At 62.5% G+C, this 18,873-nt stretch carries 17 protein-coding genes and 1 other annotated feature; of the genes, 7 read left to right on the top strand and 10 right to left on the bottom strand.

Going from position 1 to position 18,873, the window contains the following annotated elements; translation table 11 throughout:
* Window positions 1-22: 22 nt before the first annotated feature.
* From AC1DNW_RS14085 to AC1DNW_RS14070, 4 genes are all read right to left on the bottom strand, one after another.
* A complete protein-coding gene (locus AC1DNW_RS14085) occupies window positions 23-2,560 on the bottom strand; it encodes a CHC2 zinc finger domain-containing protein (RefSeq protein ID WP_113310986.1) in 2,538 nt (845 codons plus the stop codon).
* Between the two features lie 94 nt (window positions 2,561-2,654).
* On the bottom strand, window positions 2,655-3,083 hold the full coding sequence (locus AC1DNW_RS14080) for a hypothetical protein (protein WP_113297092.1): 429 nt from the start codon (window positions 3,081-3,083) through the stop codon (window positions 2,655-2,657).
* A gap of 79 nt (window positions 3,084-3,162) precedes the next feature.
* A complete protein-coding gene (locus AC1DNW_RS14075; RefSeq protein WP_113310985.1) occupies window positions 3,163-3,375 on the bottom strand; it encodes a hypothetical protein in 213 nt (70 codons plus the stop codon).
* Window positions 3,368-3,490, bottom strand: coding sequence for a tautomerase family protein (locus AC1DNW_RS14070; protein ID WP_162748597.1), 123 nt, complete (start codon window positions 3,488-3,490; stop codon window positions 3,368-3,370). Before AC1DNW_RS14070 ends, AC1DNW_RS14075 begins: the two co-directional genes overlap by 8 nt.
* A 268-nt stretch (window positions 3,491-3,758) precedes the next feature.
* Here AC1DNW_RS14070 and AC1DNW_RS14065 point away from each other — a divergent pair, with 268 nt between their 5' ends.
* The 3 genes from AC1DNW_RS14065 to AC1DNW_RS14055 all read left to right on the top strand — a co-directional run bounded on the left by AC1DNW_RS14065 (window position 3,759) and on the right by AC1DNW_RS14055 (window position 8,346).
* A complete protein-coding gene (locus tag AC1DNW_RS14065; protein ID WP_113310984.1) occupies window positions 3,759-4,373 on the top strand; it encodes a helix-turn-helix domain-containing protein in 615 nt (204 codons plus the stop codon).
* Between the two features lie 322 nt (window positions 4,374-4,695).
* Window positions 4,696-6,474 (top strand): PAS domain-containing protein, encoded by a 1,779-nt coding sequence (locus AC1DNW_RS14060; protein WP_113310983.1) that lies wholly within the window; start codon window positions 4,696-4,698, stop codon window positions 6,472-6,474.
* Window positions 6,475-6,733: 259 nt separating this feature from the next.
* Window positions 6,734-6,789, top strand: a sequence feature (sul1 is cis-regulatory element that is thought to sense ions involved in sulfur or methionine metabolism; They are found in Alphaproteobacteria).
* A 69-nt stretch (window positions 6,790-6,858) separates the two neighbouring features.
* On the top strand, window positions 6,859-8,346 hold the full coding sequence (locus AC1DNW_RS14055) for a SulP family inorganic anion transporter (RefSeq protein ID WP_113310982.1): 1,488 nt from the start codon (window positions 6,859-6,861) through the stop codon (window positions 8,344-8,346).
* Window positions 8,347-8,502: 156 nt separating this feature from the next.
* Here AC1DNW_RS14055 and AC1DNW_RS14050 read toward each other — a convergent pair whose 3' ends face one another.
* Window positions 8,503-9,033 carry a DUF1269 domain-containing protein gene (locus tag AC1DNW_RS14050; protein WP_113310981.1) on the bottom strand — a complete coding sequence of 177 codons (531 nt, stop codon included), beginning with the start codon at window positions 9,031-9,033 and terminating at the stop codon, window positions 8,503-8,505.
* Between the two features lie 233 nt (window positions 9,034-9,266).
* Here AC1DNW_RS14050 and AC1DNW_RS14045 point away from each other — a divergent pair, with 233 nt between their 5' ends.
* Entirely contained in the window at window positions 9,267-10,052 is a 786-nt protein-coding gene (locus tag AC1DNW_RS14045; protein WP_113310980.1) for an ATP-grasp domain-containing protein, read from the top strand.
* A 38-nt stretch (window positions 10,053-10,090) separates the two neighbouring features.
* Here the strand turns inward: AC1DNW_RS14045 and AC1DNW_RS14040 are convergent, their stop codons facing one another.
* Complete coding sequence (locus tag AC1DNW_RS14040) at window positions 10,091-10,429, bottom strand: YciI family protein (protein WP_113310979.1); 339 nt, start codon at window positions 10,427-10,429, stop codon at window positions 10,091-10,093.
* A gap of 167 nt (window positions 10,430-10,596) precedes the next feature.
* Here AC1DNW_RS14040 and AC1DNW_RS14035 point away from each other — a divergent pair, with 167 nt between their 5' ends.
* The 3 genes from AC1DNW_RS14035 to AC1DNW_RS14025 all read left to right on the top strand — a co-directional run bounded on the left by AC1DNW_RS14035 (window position 10,597) and on the right by AC1DNW_RS14025 (window position 15,093).
* Window positions 10,597-11,229 (top strand): CatB-related O-acetyltransferase, encoded by a 633-nt coding sequence (locus AC1DNW_RS14035; protein ID WP_113310978.1) that lies wholly within the window; start codon window positions 10,597-10,599, stop codon window positions 11,227-11,229.
* Between the two features lie 210 nt (window positions 11,230-11,439).
* Window positions 11,440-14,340, top strand: coding sequence for a PAS domain-containing protein (locus tag AC1DNW_RS14030; RefSeq protein ID WP_477853201.1), 2,901 nt, complete (start codon window positions 11,440-11,442; stop codon window positions 14,338-14,340).
* A gap of 102 nt (window positions 14,341-14,442) precedes the next feature.
* Window positions 14,443-15,093 carry an HD domain-containing protein gene (locus tag AC1DNW_RS14025; RefSeq protein ID WP_113310977.1) on the top strand — a complete coding sequence of 217 codons (651 nt, stop codon included), beginning with the start codon at window positions 14,443-14,445 and terminating at the stop codon, window positions 15,091-15,093.
* 35 nt (window positions 15,094-15,128) lie between these two features.
* Here the strand turns inward: AC1DNW_RS14025 and AC1DNW_RS14020 are convergent, their stop codons facing one another.
* The 4 genes from AC1DNW_RS14020 to AC1DNW_RS14005 form a co-directional block, all read right to left on the bottom strand.
* Complete coding sequence (locus AC1DNW_RS14020; RefSeq protein WP_113310976.1) at window positions 15,129-16,532, bottom strand: AAA family ATPase; 1,404 nt, start codon at window positions 16,530-16,532, stop codon at window positions 15,129-15,131.
* Between the two features lie 175 nt (window positions 16,533-16,707).
* Complete coding sequence (locus tag AC1DNW_RS14015) at window positions 16,708-17,517, bottom strand: transglutaminase-like domain-containing protein (protein WP_113297079.1); 810 nt, start codon at window positions 17,515-17,517, stop codon at window positions 16,708-16,710.
* 66 nt (window positions 17,518-17,583) lie between these two features.
* Complete coding sequence (locus AC1DNW_RS14010; protein ID WP_113310975.1) at window positions 17,584-18,483, bottom strand: transglutaminase-like domain-containing protein; 900 nt, start codon at window positions 18,481-18,483, stop codon at window positions 17,584-17,586.
* Window positions 18,484-18,585: 102 nt separating this feature from the next.
* The gene (locus tag AC1DNW_RS14005; RefSeq protein WP_113297077.1) at window positions 18,586-18,831 is read right to left on the bottom strand and encodes a hypothetical protein; all 246 of its coding nucleotides are present in this window, start codon (window positions 18,829-18,831) and stop codon (window positions 18,586-18,588) included.
* Window positions 18,832-18,873: the final 42 nt, after the last annotated feature.

Here is an 18,873-nt window from a genome sequence, read left to right as displayed (position 1 = left end):
CGCCGCCTCCCATGCCCGCGTTTCAGAACACATCGGCATAGCCGGCCGTGGCGTTCATCGCGCTTTCCTTCAGCGTCACGCCCTGGGCGATCATGCCGGTCGCAAGCCGCGCAAGGCGCACATCCGGCATGGATTTGAGGCGCTGGGAGAAGGTGTTGACGGGCGGCAGGAAGTTTTCGCGGTAGCCCTGGTCGATCGCCCATTTGCGGAAATCCTCAAACAGCCTTGCGGTGCGCAGCCAGCCGCCGGCGGGCTCCATCGCGGCGGGTTCGACGCGGATGTCGAACCATTCGTTCAGCGGATCGAGCAGCAGCCAGGAATTCAGCGCGTCCCTGGAGCTTTCGGGCATGGTGTAGCCGCCATTCTGCTTCAGCCGCTGGGCGCCGGACACGGCAAGGCCGAGCAGCAGTTCAAGCTCTTCCTCGGCGATGCGCTCGGCAATATCGGGGATGACCTCATGGTCGGGAATGCTGCGGTTGAACTGGATGACGACGAGGCGGCGGCGCAGGCCCCGGTCGATGCCGCCGTTGAAGCGGGGGAGCGTGTTGGTGGTGAAGCAATGCAGGGCGCGGGGGGTGAAGCTTTCGACATCCTTGTAGAGGCTACGGCCTTCGATCGGGTTGCCGGTGACGGCGGCCTTGAATTCCTCGCCTGATATGGCCGCCGCACTCAGCTCGTCGGCGACGTTCGCGGCCTTGCCGGCGAGATTGATGATGCGCTTTTCATCATTGAAGAAGGCGGGCGAGATGGAGGAGACGGAACCTTCCGGCAGCAGAGCGCGGAATAGCGAGGCGATGGTGGATTTGCCGTTGCTCGCGGTCTCGCCGAGCAGGATGAAGGCCTTCGGCTGACGGATGCGGGTGGCAAGGCCGAAGGCGGCGGCACCCAGCATTTCTGCAACGAGGTCGATCTTGTCGGCGGCGTCGGGGTCGCCGTGGAAGGCGCCGTGCAGCAGCCGGTGCAGCAGCGAGCCCTCAGGCAGGTGGCCTTCGGTGGGCAAGGTGTAGTCGGCTGATATGGTGAAGCGGAAACGGTCGTCCGGGTCATGCGGGCGGCAGAGGACCTTGCCGGCCTCGTTGAGGGTGACGGTGCAGTTCAGCGCGTTGACGCCGATGACGGGATTGCCGAAGAAACCGGCATCGGCCGTGCGCGTGCCGAACTCGTTGACGATGCCGTCGATCATGTGCCGGCCGAGCTTCAGCGGCTTTTCCTTCTGGCCGATGCCGATTGCGTCGAAGGCATGGATGGCAAGGCGGAGCTTCTGCTCGGGGATAGGGCGCCAGGCCGAGGGGCCATAGGCCCAGAATTTGCCATCGGCGCGGACGATCCGCCCGCCGCAGGCTTGCGCCAGATGCTCGTTGAAAATGCGCGCCAGCCAGACTTCGGAGCCGAAGGGCTGGCTTGGAAACCATTCCGGCATGCGGTCCATGCCATCGATACCCGGCGGCGGCTCTTTCGGGCTGGTTTTGACCTGTTCCGGCGCTCGCGGCGGCGGCTCGACCGGCGGTGGGGCGTAGCGGCGGATGGTGGCGCGCATGAAGGCATCGAGATCCAGGCGCGTCCAGCCGGCATCGACGGCGTCGGCACTATCCCAGCCGCGAGCGGGAAGGCTGCCTTCCTGCCAGTCGCCGAAGGTGAAATGCTCGATCTTCGAGGCAGCCGCGGCATCGGCAAAGCCCGCGAGGCGCACGCGCGCCCCGAGGGCGGAGAGGATGGCGGCGATCTCGTCTGCCGCCGAAAGGCCGGGCGCATCGAAATCCGGCCAGATCACCACATCGCGGCCTGACAGCGGCGACCAGTCCGTGTGTTTGACGCCCTGCGTGCCGCCGGCCCAGGAAAGCACGGTGCGGCCGGACTTTTCCGCTAGCCGGTCGCGGCATTTCTCGCCCTCGACGACGATCACCTGTTTCGTCTCGCCGAGGCTTTCGAGGCCATAGAGCGGACGTGGCTTGGGGAAGGGGTAGCGGCACCAGGTCTCCTTGCCGTCGGGCAGACGGACAAACATGACCATCGGCGTTTCCTTGGCCCCATCGGCGAGATCTCGGCGCAGCACATAGCCGATCAGCGCGCCATCGGCCTGGCGATAGGGAAACACCATCGACGGAGCAAAGGAGCCCCATTCGAAGCGATCGCCCTGGCGCTTGGGATTATAGAGGCGGATGCGGGCGCCCGACTTGAGCGGCTTTGATGGAGGTGTGAGGGGGGTGATGCCTTCATAGGCATCGCGCACTTGCCGGGCGCGCGGGGCGTTGTTCGGCCTGATATGGCCGACGCCATCGGGACGGCTGACGCCCTCGAGGATACGGATCGCTTCGGCGAGATCGACGCCCTTGATCTGCCGCACGAAATCCAGGACATCGCCGCCGGCCTCGCAGCCGAAGCAATGGAAGCGCTCGATGCCATCCTGCCCTCTGAAGATGGTGAAGGAGGGCGTTTCGTCGGCATGGAAGGGGCAGCAGGCTATGTGTTCATGCCCGTTCCTTTGCAGCCTGCAGCCATAATGCGCCGCCGTCTCAGACAGCGACACATCGCGGCGAAGCCGTTCGACATCTGAAGGCATGTTGCGGCTCTTGCAAGGAATGTTGTTGTTATCGCAACATGGCCGGCCCAGTGCGGGCGGCGGCCATGGTCATTTCACGTCTCGGGCGGGGATTTTAACGCGAAGCGGTGCTCGGAAACCTGCCTTCGAGCACCAGTCGGTAGCCGCGGCGATAGCCGACATTGGCAATGCCGATGCCGGAGCCTTCCAGCTTCTGGCGCAGATGGCAAAGCGCGACCTTGAAGGCGAGGTACATCCTGTCCGGCGACGGGCCGCCATCGGGATCGTCGATATACATGGCGGTGAAGATGCGCTCGGTGATGACGGGCAGGCCCTTGCCCTTCCAGACCGCCGCGAAGATGCGGCCTTCCATCGGCGTGATGCCATAATGATCGATGACGATCTCCGGCGCGGGAATGGTGACCGGCTGCTTGCAGCAGGGGCAGAGCAGGGGCTTGGTGATGGAGAGCGGGCCAGTGGTTTGCGGGCCAGTGCTTTGCGAGATGGGGGCTTTTGCGGCTGAACGTGTCGTGATGGTCTGCATATCGGTCCTCACTGTATTTCCAGGCTTCACTTCCGGGCTTCTGTGACGTTGCGAATTGGTGTTCGGCGCTTCTGACGGCCTAAGACTGGGCCATCACCATCGCGCGGATGCGGTCTTCGAAGAGGGCAAGCCGGCGCAGCCGGTTTGCGAGATGCACGAGGTCGTCGACATCATCGCCATCGATCTTGAGCAGCGTTTCACCCGCCGCTTCGCCGCCGCGCATGACACAGCGCCCGACCAGCGCATCGATCAGCTCCGATTGCGCCAGCATGGACAGAGGCTCCTTACGCATCGTCCTCCTCCGCCATCATGTCCGAGGGGGCGAGACCGGGCTCGGCTGCGAGCTCAGCCGGCATCAGCGCGAATTGGGCGGCGGCTTTCTGCCGGGGCGTTCGGGCCTCTGCCATTCTGATCCACCTGTCCCATGCGTCTCTTGTTGTCTAAGTTGAGATTATGTTGTCGAAATCACAACGTCAATCGAAATAGGAAAAAATACCTATCTTTTGTATTTCGGTCCTGGCGGAGAGGTATTCGGCGCAAAAGGCAAGCGGTGATGCAACTGGAGCAGATCAACCATGTCAAAGGTTGACGGTAAAAAGCCCGGTGCGGTTGCTTGCGTGCCGTTGCGTTTTTTGCAACAAATCAGCAACGATGCATATGTGCATGGGGACGCGGATGGCCGAGATCGATGGCGCCTGGTTTCACAACCAGCTGGAGGATAGGGGGCAGTCGCTGCGCGCGCTCGCCCGCCATCTCGGCAAGGATGCCTCCGCTGTTTCCCGCACCTTCTCCGGCAAGCGCAAGATGACCATGGAGGAGGCGGCCGAGATCGGGTCCTTTCTCGGCGTAACCGTGACCGAGGTCATGCGCCATGCGGGAATTGCGCAGGACAGCGAAGGGCCGAAGATCCTGCTCTCTGCCACCATCGGCGAGGATGGCGAGGTGCGCCCGCTTTCCGAGCCGCAGCCCTTGCCGCAGGCGGTGTTCGACAAGGCCCAGCTCGCGATCGGCGCCGGCCGCAACCGCCGGATCATCGCCGCCCAGGTGCGGGCCTCCTCCGGCGCGCTGTCGATCTGGGACGATGCCGTGCTGTTCTTCGCACCGACCGATGGCATCGAGCCCGGCGCGATCGGCGCGCTTTCGATCTGTGGCCTTGTCGGCGGCAAGCAGATCCTCGCCAAGCTCGACCGCGCCCGCAAGACCGGCGAGGCCAGGGTGGTTTCGCCGGCGGGAAAGGTGGAGGAGGCGGTGCTGGTCTCGGCGACGCCGGTGCTGGCGCTGATACCGTAGGGCGATATGGCGGGCATAGACTGGACAGACGAAGAGAACGCTTTGATCATTGCGGACTATTTCGCGATGCTTGCCGATGACCTTGCCGGCCGGGCCTATGACAAGGCGGCCCACCGCTGGAGGCGCATGTTTCGCTGACGGCGACGTCCTTTCAGGCGAGCTTTCTCTAGAGCGGACCCCGCTTCCCCTCTCTTGAAATGATCTGCCGAGCGCTAATTTCTGTCGCGGAAGGGATGGTTATCGTGCTTGCGCCCATCTTGCGGACGGGTTTACGCAAGGGGGCGCGCGGGAAGATGCGCCTTGCGAGCGGGAAGTGGATTGGATGGACATTGAAGCAGACGGCGCCGGACGGGCGGGGAAAGACGATATCGACAGCGAACAGCACTACAGGATCCTCTTCGATGCCATCGATGACGGTTTCTGCACGATCGAGGTGCTTTTCGATCACGAGGGCCGGCCCCATGACTATCGTTTCCTGCTGACCAACCCGGCCTTCGAGCGGCAGACGGGGCTGGCCAATGCCACCGGCCAAACGATGCGCGCGCTTGCACCCGGGCATGAGCAGCGCTGGTTCGATATCTACGGCAGGATCGCGCTGACCGGGGAGTCCGCCCGGTTCGAGCATCAGGCCGAGGCGCTCGGCCGCTGGTACGAGGTCCACGCCTTCCGCATCGGCGAACCGGAGAAGCGGCAGGTCGCCGTCATCTTCCGCGATATCAAGGACAGGAAGCAGGTTGCGGAGGCGCTGCATGACAGCGAGGCGCAATACCGGACGCTGTTCAACTCCATCGACGAAGGCGCCTGCATCATCGAGCGCCTGCCTGTCGGCGCCGACGGGCGGCGCGACTATCGCTATATCGCCATGAACAAGGCGATGCAGGCGATGTTCGGCGTGGCCGATCTCAGCGGCCGCACCATCCGCGAATTTTTCCCCGACGAGGTGGAGGACTGGTACGACGACTACGACCGGGTTCTTGCAACGGGCGAGCCCCTCCGCTTCGAGCGGGAATCGCAGCCGCAGGGCATGGTGCTGGAAATGTTCGTCTCGCGGCTCGGCGGAAAGGCGGGCCAGCTGCTTGCCGTGATGCAGAACATCACCACGCGCAGGCGGGCGGAAGAGGCGCTGCGGCACAGCGAGGAGCGCACGCGGGCGCTGATCAATGCCAGCTCCGACGTCGTCTACCGCATGAGCGCTGACTGGCAGGAAATGCACCAGCTCGACGGGCGCGGCTTCCTCTCCGCTGTCGAGGGGCCGACCCTGCGCTGGATAGAAGATTATGTCTTTCCCGAGGATCAGGCGCATCTGCGCATGGCAATAGCCAGCGCCATCCGCGAGCGACGCCCCTTCGAGCTCGAACATCGCGTGAAGCAGGCGAATGGCGAGGTGGGCTGGACCTTCTCGCGCGCCATTCCGGTGTTCGACCGCTATGGCGATATCATCGAATGGTTCGGCATGGCGACCGATATCAGCGGACGGGTGAAGGCTCGCGAGCAGCAGCAGTTGTTGAATCACGAGCTCGGCCACCGGCTGAAGAATGTGCTGAGCCTGGTGCAATCGATCGCCAACCAGACCTTCCGCCAGGCCGACAACCTGGCAGAGGCCGCCGAAACCTACAGCGCCCGGCTGATCTCGCTGGGGCGGGCGACCGATATCCTGACGGAAACCGCCTGGGCGGATGCCAGGCTGCACAGCCTGGGGCAGGCAGCGCTGATCTCGGTCGGCGATTTCAGCGAGCGCATCCGCATATCGGGCCCCGATCTCGACCTCGCGCCGCAGCAGGCGCTGATGCTGACGCTGACGCTGCACGAGCTTGCGACCAACAGCCTGAAATATGGCTCGCTGAGCAATGAGACCGGCAGGGTGGACCTCAGCTGGGATGTGACGACGGCGGCTGACGGCGAGCGGCAATTCACCCTGGAATGGCGGGAGAGCGGCGGACCGGAAATCAGCGCGCCGGCGCGCGAGGGGTTCGGGACGCGGATGATTGGACGGCTGCTGCCGGCGTCGTTTCAGGGGACGGCGGTGCTGGGATATGAGGCGGCAGGGTTTGAGTTCAGGCTGGAGGCGCCGGTGGGGGAGGTGATTAAGGTTAGGGGGTAACTCTTTGAGGAAATGGAGATGATCCATCTGCTGCCGCCGAAGTCTGAGTAGTCATTTTGTAAGCCCGGACAAATACTTTTGCTGCCATTTCTCGAGATGTTTTAGAAATCTTTGTTTTACGAAAAGCGCCTCGGTAAGATCTGTGTCAATTGCATTGCAAACGATGACAGTGCCGTAGCCAAGATGCACGGCCAGCTCTTCTATGGAGACGCGGAGACCATTGCATCCCCCCACAATCTCCGCTACCAACGCCCATCCACAAGGACCCGGTGAAACCCCGGGTGGCTCTTCTGGCCGCCGATCCGCCAGACAACACGTGAACGCAACCTTACCTCCCAGGACCGGTCCCTCCGGTCGTTGCCTTCGACTGTGAAAAATTCTCAAATGCGATCTCTTTCAAACTACCGTCTGGAGTGGTTCTCCAACATTCGTGCCGATATTCTCTCAGGCATTGTCGTGGCGCTTGCGCTGATACCGGAGGCCGTCGGCTTTTCTGTCATTGCGGGGGTCGATCCCAAGGTCGGGCTGTTTGCCTCTGTCGCCATTGCCTGTGTGACGGCGCTTTGCGGCGGACGGCCGGCGATGATTTCGGCGGCGACGGCGTCTACGGCCGTGCTCATGGGGCCGCTGGTGCGGGATCATGGCATCCAGTATCTGTTTGCGGCGACCATTCTGATGGGTGTGCTGCAGATCATTGCCGGCGCCCTGAAGCTCGGGCGGCTGATGCGGTTCGTGTCGCGCTCGGTCATGACCGGCTTCGTCAATTCGCTGGCGATCCTGATCTTCGTGGCGCAGCTGCCGCAGCTGATCGGCGTGCCCGAAGTGACCTATCTGCTGATCGCCATCGCGCTTGGCGTGATCTATCTCTTTCCCTACGTGACCAAGGCCATTCCTTCGCCGCTGGTGGCCATCGTCGTCGTGACCTGCATCGCGCTAGGCTTCGGCATTCATGTGCATACGGTGGCCGATCTCGGCGAGATGCCGACGGCGCTGCCGCCGTTTGCCTGGCCCGCGGTGCCGCTGACATGGGAAACACTGCGGATCATCTTTCCCTATTCGGTGGCGCTTGCCGCCGTTGGCCTGCTGGAATCGCTTCTGACGGCGCAGATCGTCGACGATCTCACGGATACGCCGAGCAACAAGAGCCAGGAATGCATGGGGCAGGGTGCCGGCAATATCGTCTCGGCGCTGTTCGGCGGCATGGGCGGCTGCGCCATGATCGGCCAGTCGGTCATCAACGTGACTTCGGGCGGGCGCGGGCGTCTCTCGACCTTCGTGGCCGGCGCCTTCCTGCTGGTGCTGCTTCTGGTGCTCGACGATATCCTGCGCATCGTGCCGGTGGCGGCGCTTGTTGCCGTGATGATCATGGTGTCGATCGGCACGTTCTCGTGGAAATCGATCGTCGATCTCAAGCGGCATCCCGGCACATCCTCCATCGTCATGCTGGCGACGGTTGCGACCGTGCTGGCGACGCAGGATCTTTCCAAGGGCGTCGTGGTGGGCGTGCTTTTGTCCGGCATCTTCTTTGCCAGCAAGGTGGCGCGGCTCTTCAGCGTTGCGAGGCGGGAGGACAGCCAGACCGGCGTCGTGACCTATAGCGTCGAAGGGCAGGTCTTCTTCGCCTCGGCGGAAAGCTTCATCGGCGCCTTCGACTTTGCCGATGCGGGCAGGAAGGTCGTCATCGATGTCAGCGGCGCGCATCTCTGGGACATCACTGCCGTCGGTGCGCTCGACAAGGTGGTCCTCAAGCTCCGCAAGGCGGGCAGCGATGTGCAGGTGCTCGGCTTCAACAAGGCGAGCGCCGACATGGTGGATCGTTTCGCGCTGCATGACAAGGATGAGCGGGCGGCGGCCGGCGCCTCGCTGCATTGATGCGGATTGCTAGCTGAAAACAGATGTGATGGGTGTCCGGTTTGCGCCGGACACCCATCACATCCGGGATATTATCGAGCTTGGAGCGAAGTTGTGGTTTCTCCGGATATGCCGGGCGTGGAGTTTACGCCCGGCACTGTTCCTTTGGCCGATCGATCAGGCCGCCGGCGTCGCCACTGGCTCAGTCGCGAGCGCCTTGCGCAGCTGCTCTTCCTGCTCCGGCGAGAGCGAAGAGCGCAGGATGGTGGCGTGTTCGCCCTTGAATTCGGCCAGTACCTTTTCCGGCTGCACCTTGCGCAGCAGCAGGAACAGGGCGGAGCTGTTGACGGGGATGGTGTCGGCGAGCTTCTTGATGAGGTCGTCGTCGATGCCGTAATCGGTCATCGAGCCCGCGAGCGCGCCGGAGCCTGCGCCGAAGGCGCCGCCGAGAACCATGCCGGCCAGCGGATTGAGGAAGAGCAGGCCGACGAGCGAGCCCCAGATCGCGCCCGACAGGCCGCCGCTCGTTGCGCCCGCAGCCGTCAGGTTGACGCTCTGCTTCAGGCGCACCTTGCCTCCGGCGTCGCGCACGGCGATGACGGCATCTTCGAGATCGACGAGATATTCCTTCTCAAGCTGGACGAGCCGGTTGAGCACGGCATCCGCCTTGTCGGCGGTATCGAAACCAAGCACCACAAGTTCTGACATGGCTTTCCCTCCTGTTGGATTACAGATGCGGCAGATAGGCGCGCGCGCGGTTCCGTCCATGGCCCGGGCCACCCTTTTCTAGGGCTAGCACCGGGATGTGAGAGGGCGATGAAGGGGGATGGTCCGAAGCGGCGATGCCTGCCCGCGCGCGAATAAGTGCCTGACCGTGACGAAGACACAGTTGCGATGCCGCGGCTACTCCGGCACAAAGCGACGACAATGGGTTGAAACGGATGCAGTGGCTTCTCCAGGATTTCGACGACACCAGAAAGCTGGCCGAAGCGCTCGACCAACTCGGCATCTCCTACACGTGGCACAAGGTCGTTCCCTTCGTCGGCGAGCTGATCCCCGAGCCTGTCGTTGCCGATCCCGGCGCCGTGGTCATGTTCGGCGCCTATTCACTGTGGCGGTACGCGGAGGCCCAGGGCTACTGGCCAGGCATGTTGAAGCTGCGGCCTTTTGTGCAGGAAGAGGCGTGGCACCCTTACCTGCTCAATGGAGCCGACGCCCTGTTCATGACCCTCCGCGATGTGCCCGCGCGTCTTGCCGATGACGGGACGGAATGGTTCCTGCGGCCCGTCGATGACAGCAAGGAGGAGCCCGGCAATGTGAAAACCGCGGGTGAGATCATCCGTATGGCGGAACGGGTGCTGGTGCTTGATGAAGATGAGATTCCAAACGGATCGTTGCGCCACGATACGCTGCTGATGCTGACAAAACCTGTTCGTATCCTGCGCGAATGGCGGCTCTGGGTCGTGCAAGGGCGGGTCGTCACCTATTCGCTCTATAAGGATGGATCGCGTGTCATCCACCGTCACGAGATCGATGAGGACGCGCTCGCGTTCGCGCAGCGCATGGTGGATATCAATCCCGGCTACGCGTCGGCCTATGTGGTCGATATCTGCCGCACGGAGGAGGGCCTGAAGCTCCTCGAGACGAACTGTATCAACGCTGCCGGCTTCTACGCAGCGGATCTTAGGAAGCTTGCTGCTGATATCGACGGTCTCGCGCGAGACTGATGCCTTGCTGCTTTTGAGGCGGCGCTATCGCATTTGGCTCAATGAAACGGGCGCACCTCGACCGGTGCCCGGCAGGCGATGGCGGCCTTTCGGCCCCAGGCGAGCGCCTCTTCCATATCGGCTGCCTCCAGCACCCAGAAACCGCCGATATGCTCCTTGGTTTCGATATACGGCCCGTCGGTGACGAGCAGCTTGCCGTCAGGCTTCCGCCGCACCGACATCGCCGTGCTGACCGGCTGCAGGCCGCCGACGAAAGTCCGGATGCCGGCGGCGACCATTTCTTCGTTCAGCAGATCGATATCGTGGCGCAGCGCCTCGTCTTCCTTGCAGGGGTCGTAATCGTCGGGGAGGTGGATGGCGACCAGATATTGCGGCATGGGCTTCTCCTGTCTGGGGTAGGGTGAGGCCGCCTTGGCCTTCCTTCATTTTCTGGTCGAACGGCGAGGGCGGAATTCGACCGACGGCTTGCGAAATTTTGGATCCTGCCGATGGATCGGCTATAGGGAATTCTGCTCCCGGATCCCGTCTGCGCAAAGGTCTTGTCATGCCGCTTCTCGATGCAAATCTAGCCTTCCCCGTCACCCATCCCGATGGCAGGGTTTCGAAGACGACGATGTACCTGAAGAATGTCATCGATCATCCGCGCATGGAGATCGGCGATTACAGCTATTTCACGCATTACGGAAAGCTGGAGGAGACGGCCGAAATCCTCGCGCCCTATCTCGGGGGGAGTTGCCGGGAGCGGCTTGTCATCGGCAAGTTCGTGCAGATTGCCCGCGGCAGCTATTTCATTACCAGTTCGGCCAACCACCCGATGGGCGGCATCACCACCTATCCGTTCCGCATCTTCAAGCCGGAAACCTTCGGCTACAAGGATCTGCCGGTGAAGGATACGGTGGTCGAGAATGACGTCTGGATCGGCCACGATGCCGTTATCATGCCGGGTGTCAGGATCGGCGCCGGCGCGATTGTCGCTGCCTCATCGGTCGTCACCCGGGATGTGCCGCCCTATGCCGTCGTCGGCGGAAATCCGGCCAGCATCATCCGGATGCGCTATCCTGTCGAGATCATCACCGAGATCCTGGAACTTGCCTGGTGGGACTGGCCGATCGACAAGATCGAAGCCAATCTGCCGGCGCTGGAGAGCGGCGATCTCGCGGCCCTCAAGCGGGCCTGAACCGGTCCTCGACATGGGCGCGATGCCTGCGACCGCCGGCGCTCTTCCAATTGTTGCCGGTGGCGCTATCCTCGACAGGGACAGGGTGTAACAATCTTCTGACATGATGGGATCAGGTCGAACCATGCCTCCATGCGACCGGACGCCGATGGCCGCCAGCGGCCGGCCCGCCAATTGTTTTCAGCCTGTGCCTGATGGCGGGATGGACGCATGCTGATGCCGGATGATTCCTACCGACGCCTGGGGCTTGCTGTCATCGCCTGCCTCATCGGGGCGGTCGTGTCGTGGCTGACATTGTCGCCGCTCGGGCTGCTCGGTCCTGTCGTCGCGGCTTTTCTCTATGGGCGAGGCGTTGCTGCCCGGCTGCTTTACGCGGCGTTGGCGGTCGCCCTCGTCGGCGCGCTTCTGGCAGCTGCGCTTTATCCCGATATGCGCGACGCCGCGCTGTCGTGGGTGGCTTTCCTGGCGCTTTCGCTGTGTCTCGGCCCGGTCGTTTCAGCCAACACGCCGGAGAAGCCCGACGCCGATCCGGTGCGGGCAGCCAAATCGGTGGAACGGCTGACGGGTATTGCCTGGGCTACGGATGCCGCCGGCGCTTTTCTCTACGTGACGCCCAGCGTGCTTGCCTTTCTCGGTCTCGGCCTTGATGACTTCAATGCACCGCTCGTCAATAAGGAATTCGGATGGAAGCGGGCGATCCATCCCGACGATTACGAGGTTGCTGCAGCCCTGTGGCGACGCTGCCTGCAGACGGGCGAGCATTACAGCATGGACAGCCGCATGCTGCGCCCGAGAGGCGGTTACGGCTGGACACGCAGCACGGGACAGCCGCTGCGCGACGGCAACGGCGTTATCACCGGATGGTACGGCACGGTCATCGATGTCGAGATCGCGCCTCCGCACAACGAACCTGCGGCTGATGAGCTCGGCGGTTCTGCCGCCGGTGTGACGGCATCCGATACGCTGCCGTCGATGGCAGAGGTTCATCCGCATGACAGGGCGACGGTGGAGCAGGCGCGGGCGCGGGCTTTCTTCCACGGCATTCCCCAGGTCAGCAGCTACCGGAAGCTTCAGGCCGATGGCAGCTATCGCTGGGTCGAATTCCGGGTGGAGCCCACATATGGCACCAGCGTCGAGGTCGATCCGGCTGTCGCGCGGCAGGACGAGCGATGGACGACGGCGAGCGAACTCGGCGAGACTGGCGAGGCGGTGCGTGCCGCACTCGCCATCGAAAACCTCTATGGCGGCGCCTGGGCGTTGGACGCGTCAGGGCAATTCACCTATGCAACGCCGACGGCGCAGACCTCGATCGCCATGGTGCTCGAAGACCTGAACCTGCTTCTCGACGACAAGCCCTTCATCGAGGGCGGACGGCAGGGCTGGCAGCGCGGCGTGCATCCCGACGACAGCGAGGCGGCCGGCGAGACCTTGCGCCACGCGTTGAGGACGGGCGAGCACTGGAATTTCGAATACCGGGTGCTGCGCGCCAACGGCGCCTATGTGTGGCACCGCGCGGCAGCGCGCCCGACACGCGACACCGAGGGGCGCATTACCGGTTGGTATGGCGTGACTGTCGATATCGACGCCTACAAGCGCACGGAGGCTGCACTTCGCGAACGCGAGCGGCAGCTGCAATTGCTTGTCGATACCGTGCCGGCGCTGATCTGGACCACAACGGCCGAGGGACGGCCGACCTATGTCAACAAGCCCTTTACCGAGGTGACGGGCGCCACTCTTGAAGACATCACTGCGCAGGATGGCTCGCCGTCGCTCAGCGTCATCCATCCTGATGACCGGGAGGCGGCGCGCCAGGCGGTGCGCCACTCCTTCGCCACCGGTGAACCCTATGTCCAGCGATACCGACAGGCCCGCGCCGACGGCAGCTACCGCTGGACCGAGACGCGGGCGGAACCGCTGCGCGACGCCTCAGGCGCCATCCTGCAATGGTATGGCGTCAGCACCGATATCCACGACCTGGTCACCACCCAGGAGGCCCTGCGCGAGAGCGAACGCTTCCTGCGGCAACTGGTGGAAACCCTGCCGGCGATGATCGATTGCGCCGCGCCGGATGGCGAGCCGATCTTCCGCAGCCAGAGACTGCGCAACTTCCTCGGCTACGATCTCGACGAACTCGACGGGACGGGAAAATCCCGGCTTTCCGGCACGCTGGATGCCGGCGTGCATCCCGACGAACTGGCCCAGGTGAAAGAGAAATATACCCATGCGCTGGCAACAGGCGAACCTTATGCCCGCCGGCATCGCCTGCGCAGGTTCGATGGCGAATATCGCTGGGTGGAGACGCGCGCGGCACCGATGCGCGATGCCGAGGGCGCCATCGTGCAATGGAACGTCGTTTGCCTGGATATCGACGGCGAGGTGCGGGCGCAGGAGAAGCTGCTTGCAGCACAGGAAAGCCTGGCGCGCGCCAGCCAGGCGGCCAGCCTCGCGGAACTCTCGGCCTCCATCGCCCATGAGGTGAACCAGCCGCTCTCGGCCGTTTTGAGTTCTTCGGACGCCTGCCAGCGCTGGCTGATGGCGGAGCCGCCGAATATCGAGCGGGCGCAGAAAACGCTGGAGCGCATCATCGCCAGCGCGCATTCGGCAAGCGATGTCGTCACGCGCGTGCGGGCCCTGTTCAAGCGCGCCGAAGACAAGCGGGATTGCGTCACACTCGGCCGGGTGATCACGGAAGCGGGCGACCTGCTGGCCGAGGAGGCCGTGCGGCGCGGCGTTCGCATCGATATAGACGGCAAGGATATTGTTCTGCCCGTTCCCTTTGACCGGGTGCAGATCCAGCAGGTCGTCATCAATCTCATGCGCAACGGCATGGACGCGATGGAGGCCGTTCCCGACAGCAGGGTCCTTCAGGTCCGCGTTCGCAGGGAGGGTGGCATGATACGGGTTGCAGTCAGCGACTGCGGTGCCGGCATCGAATTTCCCGACAAGATCTTCGAGCCGTTCTTCACGACGAAGGAGCAGGGCATGGGCATGGGGCTTGCGATCTGCCGCTCGATCGTCGAGGCGCATGGCGGGCAACTTTGGGCGGAAGGGAACGAGCCGCGCGGGACTAGGTTCATCTTCACTCTGCCGGACGAGGCGGCAGCGGCGTAAGACGCGCCTGATGCCATGGGCAAACCTTCGTTCGATGGCGAGGCATTTCGATCAGGCCTATTCCTCTGATTGCTTCCAGCATCAGAAGAAGGCTTTGGCATCATGAGCACGACAGAGACACGGATCGTTGCCGGCATTTCCGTCTCCGATACACCCGTCATCGATCGGGCGGTGGACTATGCGCGGTCGGTCTGCGAGCCCTATCTCTTCAATCACGTGATGCGATCCTGGCTGTTTGCGGTGCGGACGGCGCAGTTGCAGGGGATCGAGCATGACGGCGAAGTCGTGGCACTCGGCACGCTGCTGCATGACATCACCCTCAACGAGCGGTTTGCGGGGCCGCGCCGGTTCGAGGTGGAGGCCGCCGATCTCGCCCGCGGCTTTGCCGTGGATGCCGGGCTTGACCGGCGCCGCGCCCAGATGATCTGGGATGCGGTTGCGCTCAACTCGACGCCATCGATCGGTCTCTACAAGGAGGCCGAGATTGCGCTTTGCACGACCGGCATCTGCCTCGATGTCGTCGGCTTCCAGCACAGCCTCATTCCGGCGGCCGAGATGCGGGCGATCGTCGCGGAATTTCCCCGGCTCGGCATGAAGAAGAAGATGACCGGCTGTTTCTGCCACATCGCCAGGACGCGGCCGGAAACGACCTATGACAATTTCGTCCGCGATTTCGGCGAACGTCTCGTGCCCGGTTATGCGGTTCCTATGTCGTCCGTCGATCTTGTTGCGCAGGCGCCTTTTGACGAGTGAGGACTATTGCAAGACGCTGCGGGGCGAACCTGGAGCTACCCGCGCGGTCTCACCAGGGTTTCGGGGGTGAGCAGATGAAGTTGCTTTTCGTCTTTTTCCAACTCGGTGAGATCGCTCGAAAAACCCGTTCTGCTGAAGAACAGGAAATGCTTGTCGGCGGCACCTTTTCCGTAAGATGTCTTTTCGGATCGCTCGCGTAACAGCCTTACATGGCCAAGGTCGATCGCGCTCGACCTCCATTTGCACTCCCCATAGAAGAATGCACCGTCCAGCAATCTGCCGGCGACATCGATGTCAAAATCGGAATGGCCCCAGATCTGACCGACTTCCTGGGCAGGGACTCCGAGTACTTCCTGAATGTGGAGTCTGGCATATTCCAGCGCGATCGCTTCGAATTCGATGCCCATGTATTCTGAAAACCGAGGCTCCACGACACGGTCATAAACGTCTGCGCCAAAACCGCTGCTGATCGCAGTCAGGTTCGGGCGCACGAAGCGATGCCAGAAGGAAATCAGGCTGTCTGCGACGCGATAGCGCCGGTTTCGGCCCTTCTCATCTGCATCCAACGACTTGGCATTGCTGATAAGATCAAGGACCAGCAATTTTGCCATATAGGGTCCGATGCTGTCTGCTTTGGCGCCCAGTCGATTTGCGATCTCCGATTTGCTGTTACAGCCATCGGCAACGGCCGCCAGGATGCTGGAGTAAAAGCTCGGTTCCCTAAGCTCGGTTTGTAACAGCGTGTTCGGTTCGTCAATCAGTGTGCCCGTCTCGGTCAACAGCAAATTGACGACGTTGCTCCTAAGGGGCGCGTTCGGGTTGCAGAGTTGGAGATAGTAGGGAATGCCGCCGAAAATCGCATAAGCCTTGATGATGTCTTCAGCCCCGTATTCCGGGAAAAATCTGGCAACGTCACTCAAAGGCAGCGGCTTCATGTCCAGCGACAAGGTCTTGCGCCCGTAAAGAGGATTCCGCTCGGCCAACAATTCTTCCATTTGAGAGATGGCGGAACCGCAGAGGATCAGCTTCATGGCTCCTTGGCTGAGCGCATCAGAGTCCCAGAATTTTTGAAGAATGGAAGGTAGCGCGGGCTCGTCATCGAGAAGGTATGGAAACTCATCGATCGTGACGATCAGGCCCGGGTGTTCTGCTGCACGCTCCGCCACATAGTGGAGGACGCCCTCCCAACTGGACAGAGCGTTGAGTTGTGGCTTGAAACCAATCGTTTTTCCGACTTCGGCTTTGAATTGCTCCAGGTTAAGAAGCGATGAGACGCGTGTCGCCTGAAAGTAGATTTCGTTACGGCCTTTGGCGATTTCACGCAGGAATCTCGACTTGCCGATGCGGCGCCGGCCAAACAAGATGACGAGGGATGGCCTTGAGGAATCCAGCTCGCTTCTCACCAACTGAAGTTCGCGCTCGCGACCTAGAAACTCCATTCAATCCACCCACTGTAATTACGATTACCTTAATCACGATTACCTTAATTTTGATTACCTTATCGTGGGTAATGGAAATTGCAAGGGGACGCCATTAAAGCGACGCAAGGCCTGATCGTTGCGTCTTATGGCGGGGGAGGGTCCGCATGGTGGAATTTCCCCGCTTTCCCACGTCTCAAACCGGCATCTCGTCCGTGATCACTTCGAAGCGCTTCAAAACAGCGGGGCCGAAAGCCGTCGACATGGCGACGTCGGTGGCGTCGCGGCCGGTGGCGATCAGGATGCGGCCGATGCGCGGGGTATTGTGGCGGGCGTCGACCGTGTACCAGCGGCCGCTGAGATAAACCTCGAACCAGGCGCTGAAATCCATCGGGTTCGGATCCTTGGGCACGCCGATATCGCCGAGATAGCCGGTGCAGTAGCGCGCCGGAATGTTCATGCAGCGGCAGAGCGTGATGGCGAGATGGGCGAAGTCGCGGCACACGCCCGTGCGGTCGGTAAAGCCGCCGAAGGCGGTGCGCAGCGGGTCGGCCTTCAGATAGTCGAAGGCGATGCGCTTGTGGGTGAAATCGAGGATCGCCTGGACGCGCGGCCAGCCGAGCGGTGTTTTGAAGAACGTCTTCCAGGCGAAATCGGCCAGACGATCGGTATCGCAATAGCGGCTGCCGAGCAGGTAGACGAGCACGTCATCGGGAAGATCGTTGATATCGTGCTGCATGGCGCCATCGGGCACGGGATCGGGCAGGCCGCTGTCATAGATTTCGAATTCGGTGGAAATGGTCGTGAGGCCCGGCGGCGCTGTAATGCGGCTGCAGGCATTGCCGAAGCCGTCCGTATAGGACCAGGCTTCGATCGGCTGGTCGAAAGTGAGCGCCTGTTCTGTCAGCAGATCCACGCGTCGGGACGGGTGGAGGTTGAGGACCAGCAGCATGGGCGTTTCGTGTTCGCATTCATAGCCGATGTGAAAGCCTGCGCGTATCTTCATGGGGCGGTGGTCCTTTGAAACAGCGGTGGTCCTGCAGGCGAATGCGTGAGCGGGCCAGGCGTTCCGTCACCCGCCGCCTGCGGCATCGAATTCCCGTTCCGTGGTGACGTTGACCTGCACCTTCATGCTGTCGAAATCGCGCGATCCGCCGTCGTAACTTCCCGAGAGCGGCACGGCCTGGCGCGGGTCGCGTGCGACACCGACGCGGATCAGGTCGCGGCTTCCGACGATGCCATTGGTGGGATCGAACTCCACCCAGCCGGCACCCGGCAGGTAGACCTGGCACCAGGCATGGGTCGCGCCGCCGCCTCTTGTCACGGAGCCGTCGCGATCCGGCACATAGACGTAGCCGGTGACGAAGCGGGCGGCAAAGCCGAGCGAGCGGGTCGCCTCCATCATCAAGAGCGCGAAATCGCGGCAGGTGCCGCTGCGCAGCCGCAGCGTATCGCGGGGCGGCTGCGTGCCGTGTTCGGAGCGCCTGTTATAGTTGAAGCTCTCATGGATGGCGTAGCAGAGCGTCATCAGGATATGGCCGGTGCGGGCCCGCTGGCTCAAGGGCACGAATTGCCGTGCCCATTTGCCCACCTCGTCATCGGCGTCGGGATAGTGCCTGACGATGGTCCGTTCGAGATCGATCGCCTCGTCGTCATCATAGGCAAAGGGAAAGCGCAACGCCTGCGTATCGATCTCCAGATCGAGGGGAACCTGCACCGTATGGTCGAGGCGGATGACCGTTTCGAAGCGCAGTTCGGCGGAGGCCGCCGATATCTCGACCAGCGCGATGCAGTTGCCGAAGACATCGTGGATCCAGCGGACGGAATCCGGCTTGGGAAAGACATCGAGGCTGCAGTTCAGGAGCGTCTGGTCGAAACTGTCGCGGGGGCGGAACATCAGCCGGTGCTGGCCGAAATGCACGGGCCTTTTGTAATGATAGGATGTGATGTGGCGGACGGAGAAAATCGTCATCCTGCCTCCCTGTTTTCATGGCGCGGCGCTGGAATAACCGTGGGGACATGACCGCAGGGAGAAATGACCGCGGGAAATGACCGCGGCGCCGTCACGTCTCCGTCACTTCTCTCTGCGCGAGAGCGGATAGGCAGGCGCATCGTAGAGCATGCGGATCTGCCTTTCGTCGAAGCGGGCTTCATTCACTTCCAGCACGCAGCCGCGCAATTGCGAGCCGGGCATATCTTCCATGGCAAAACGCACCGCTTCCGCGGCGGTTTCAAACCGCTTGTAGCGGGGGCCACGGGTGCTGCGCAATGTCTTGCCGGTGTAAAGCCCGGCTTCTGTCTGATAATTGAATTCTGCCACTTTATGGTCCTTGCTCGCTCCTGATATGCCGAGCCATCCCGA

Source organism: Rhizobium sp. 05L429 (assembly GCF_056397645.1).
This window is presented reverse-complemented; position numbering and strand designations above follow the sequence as displayed.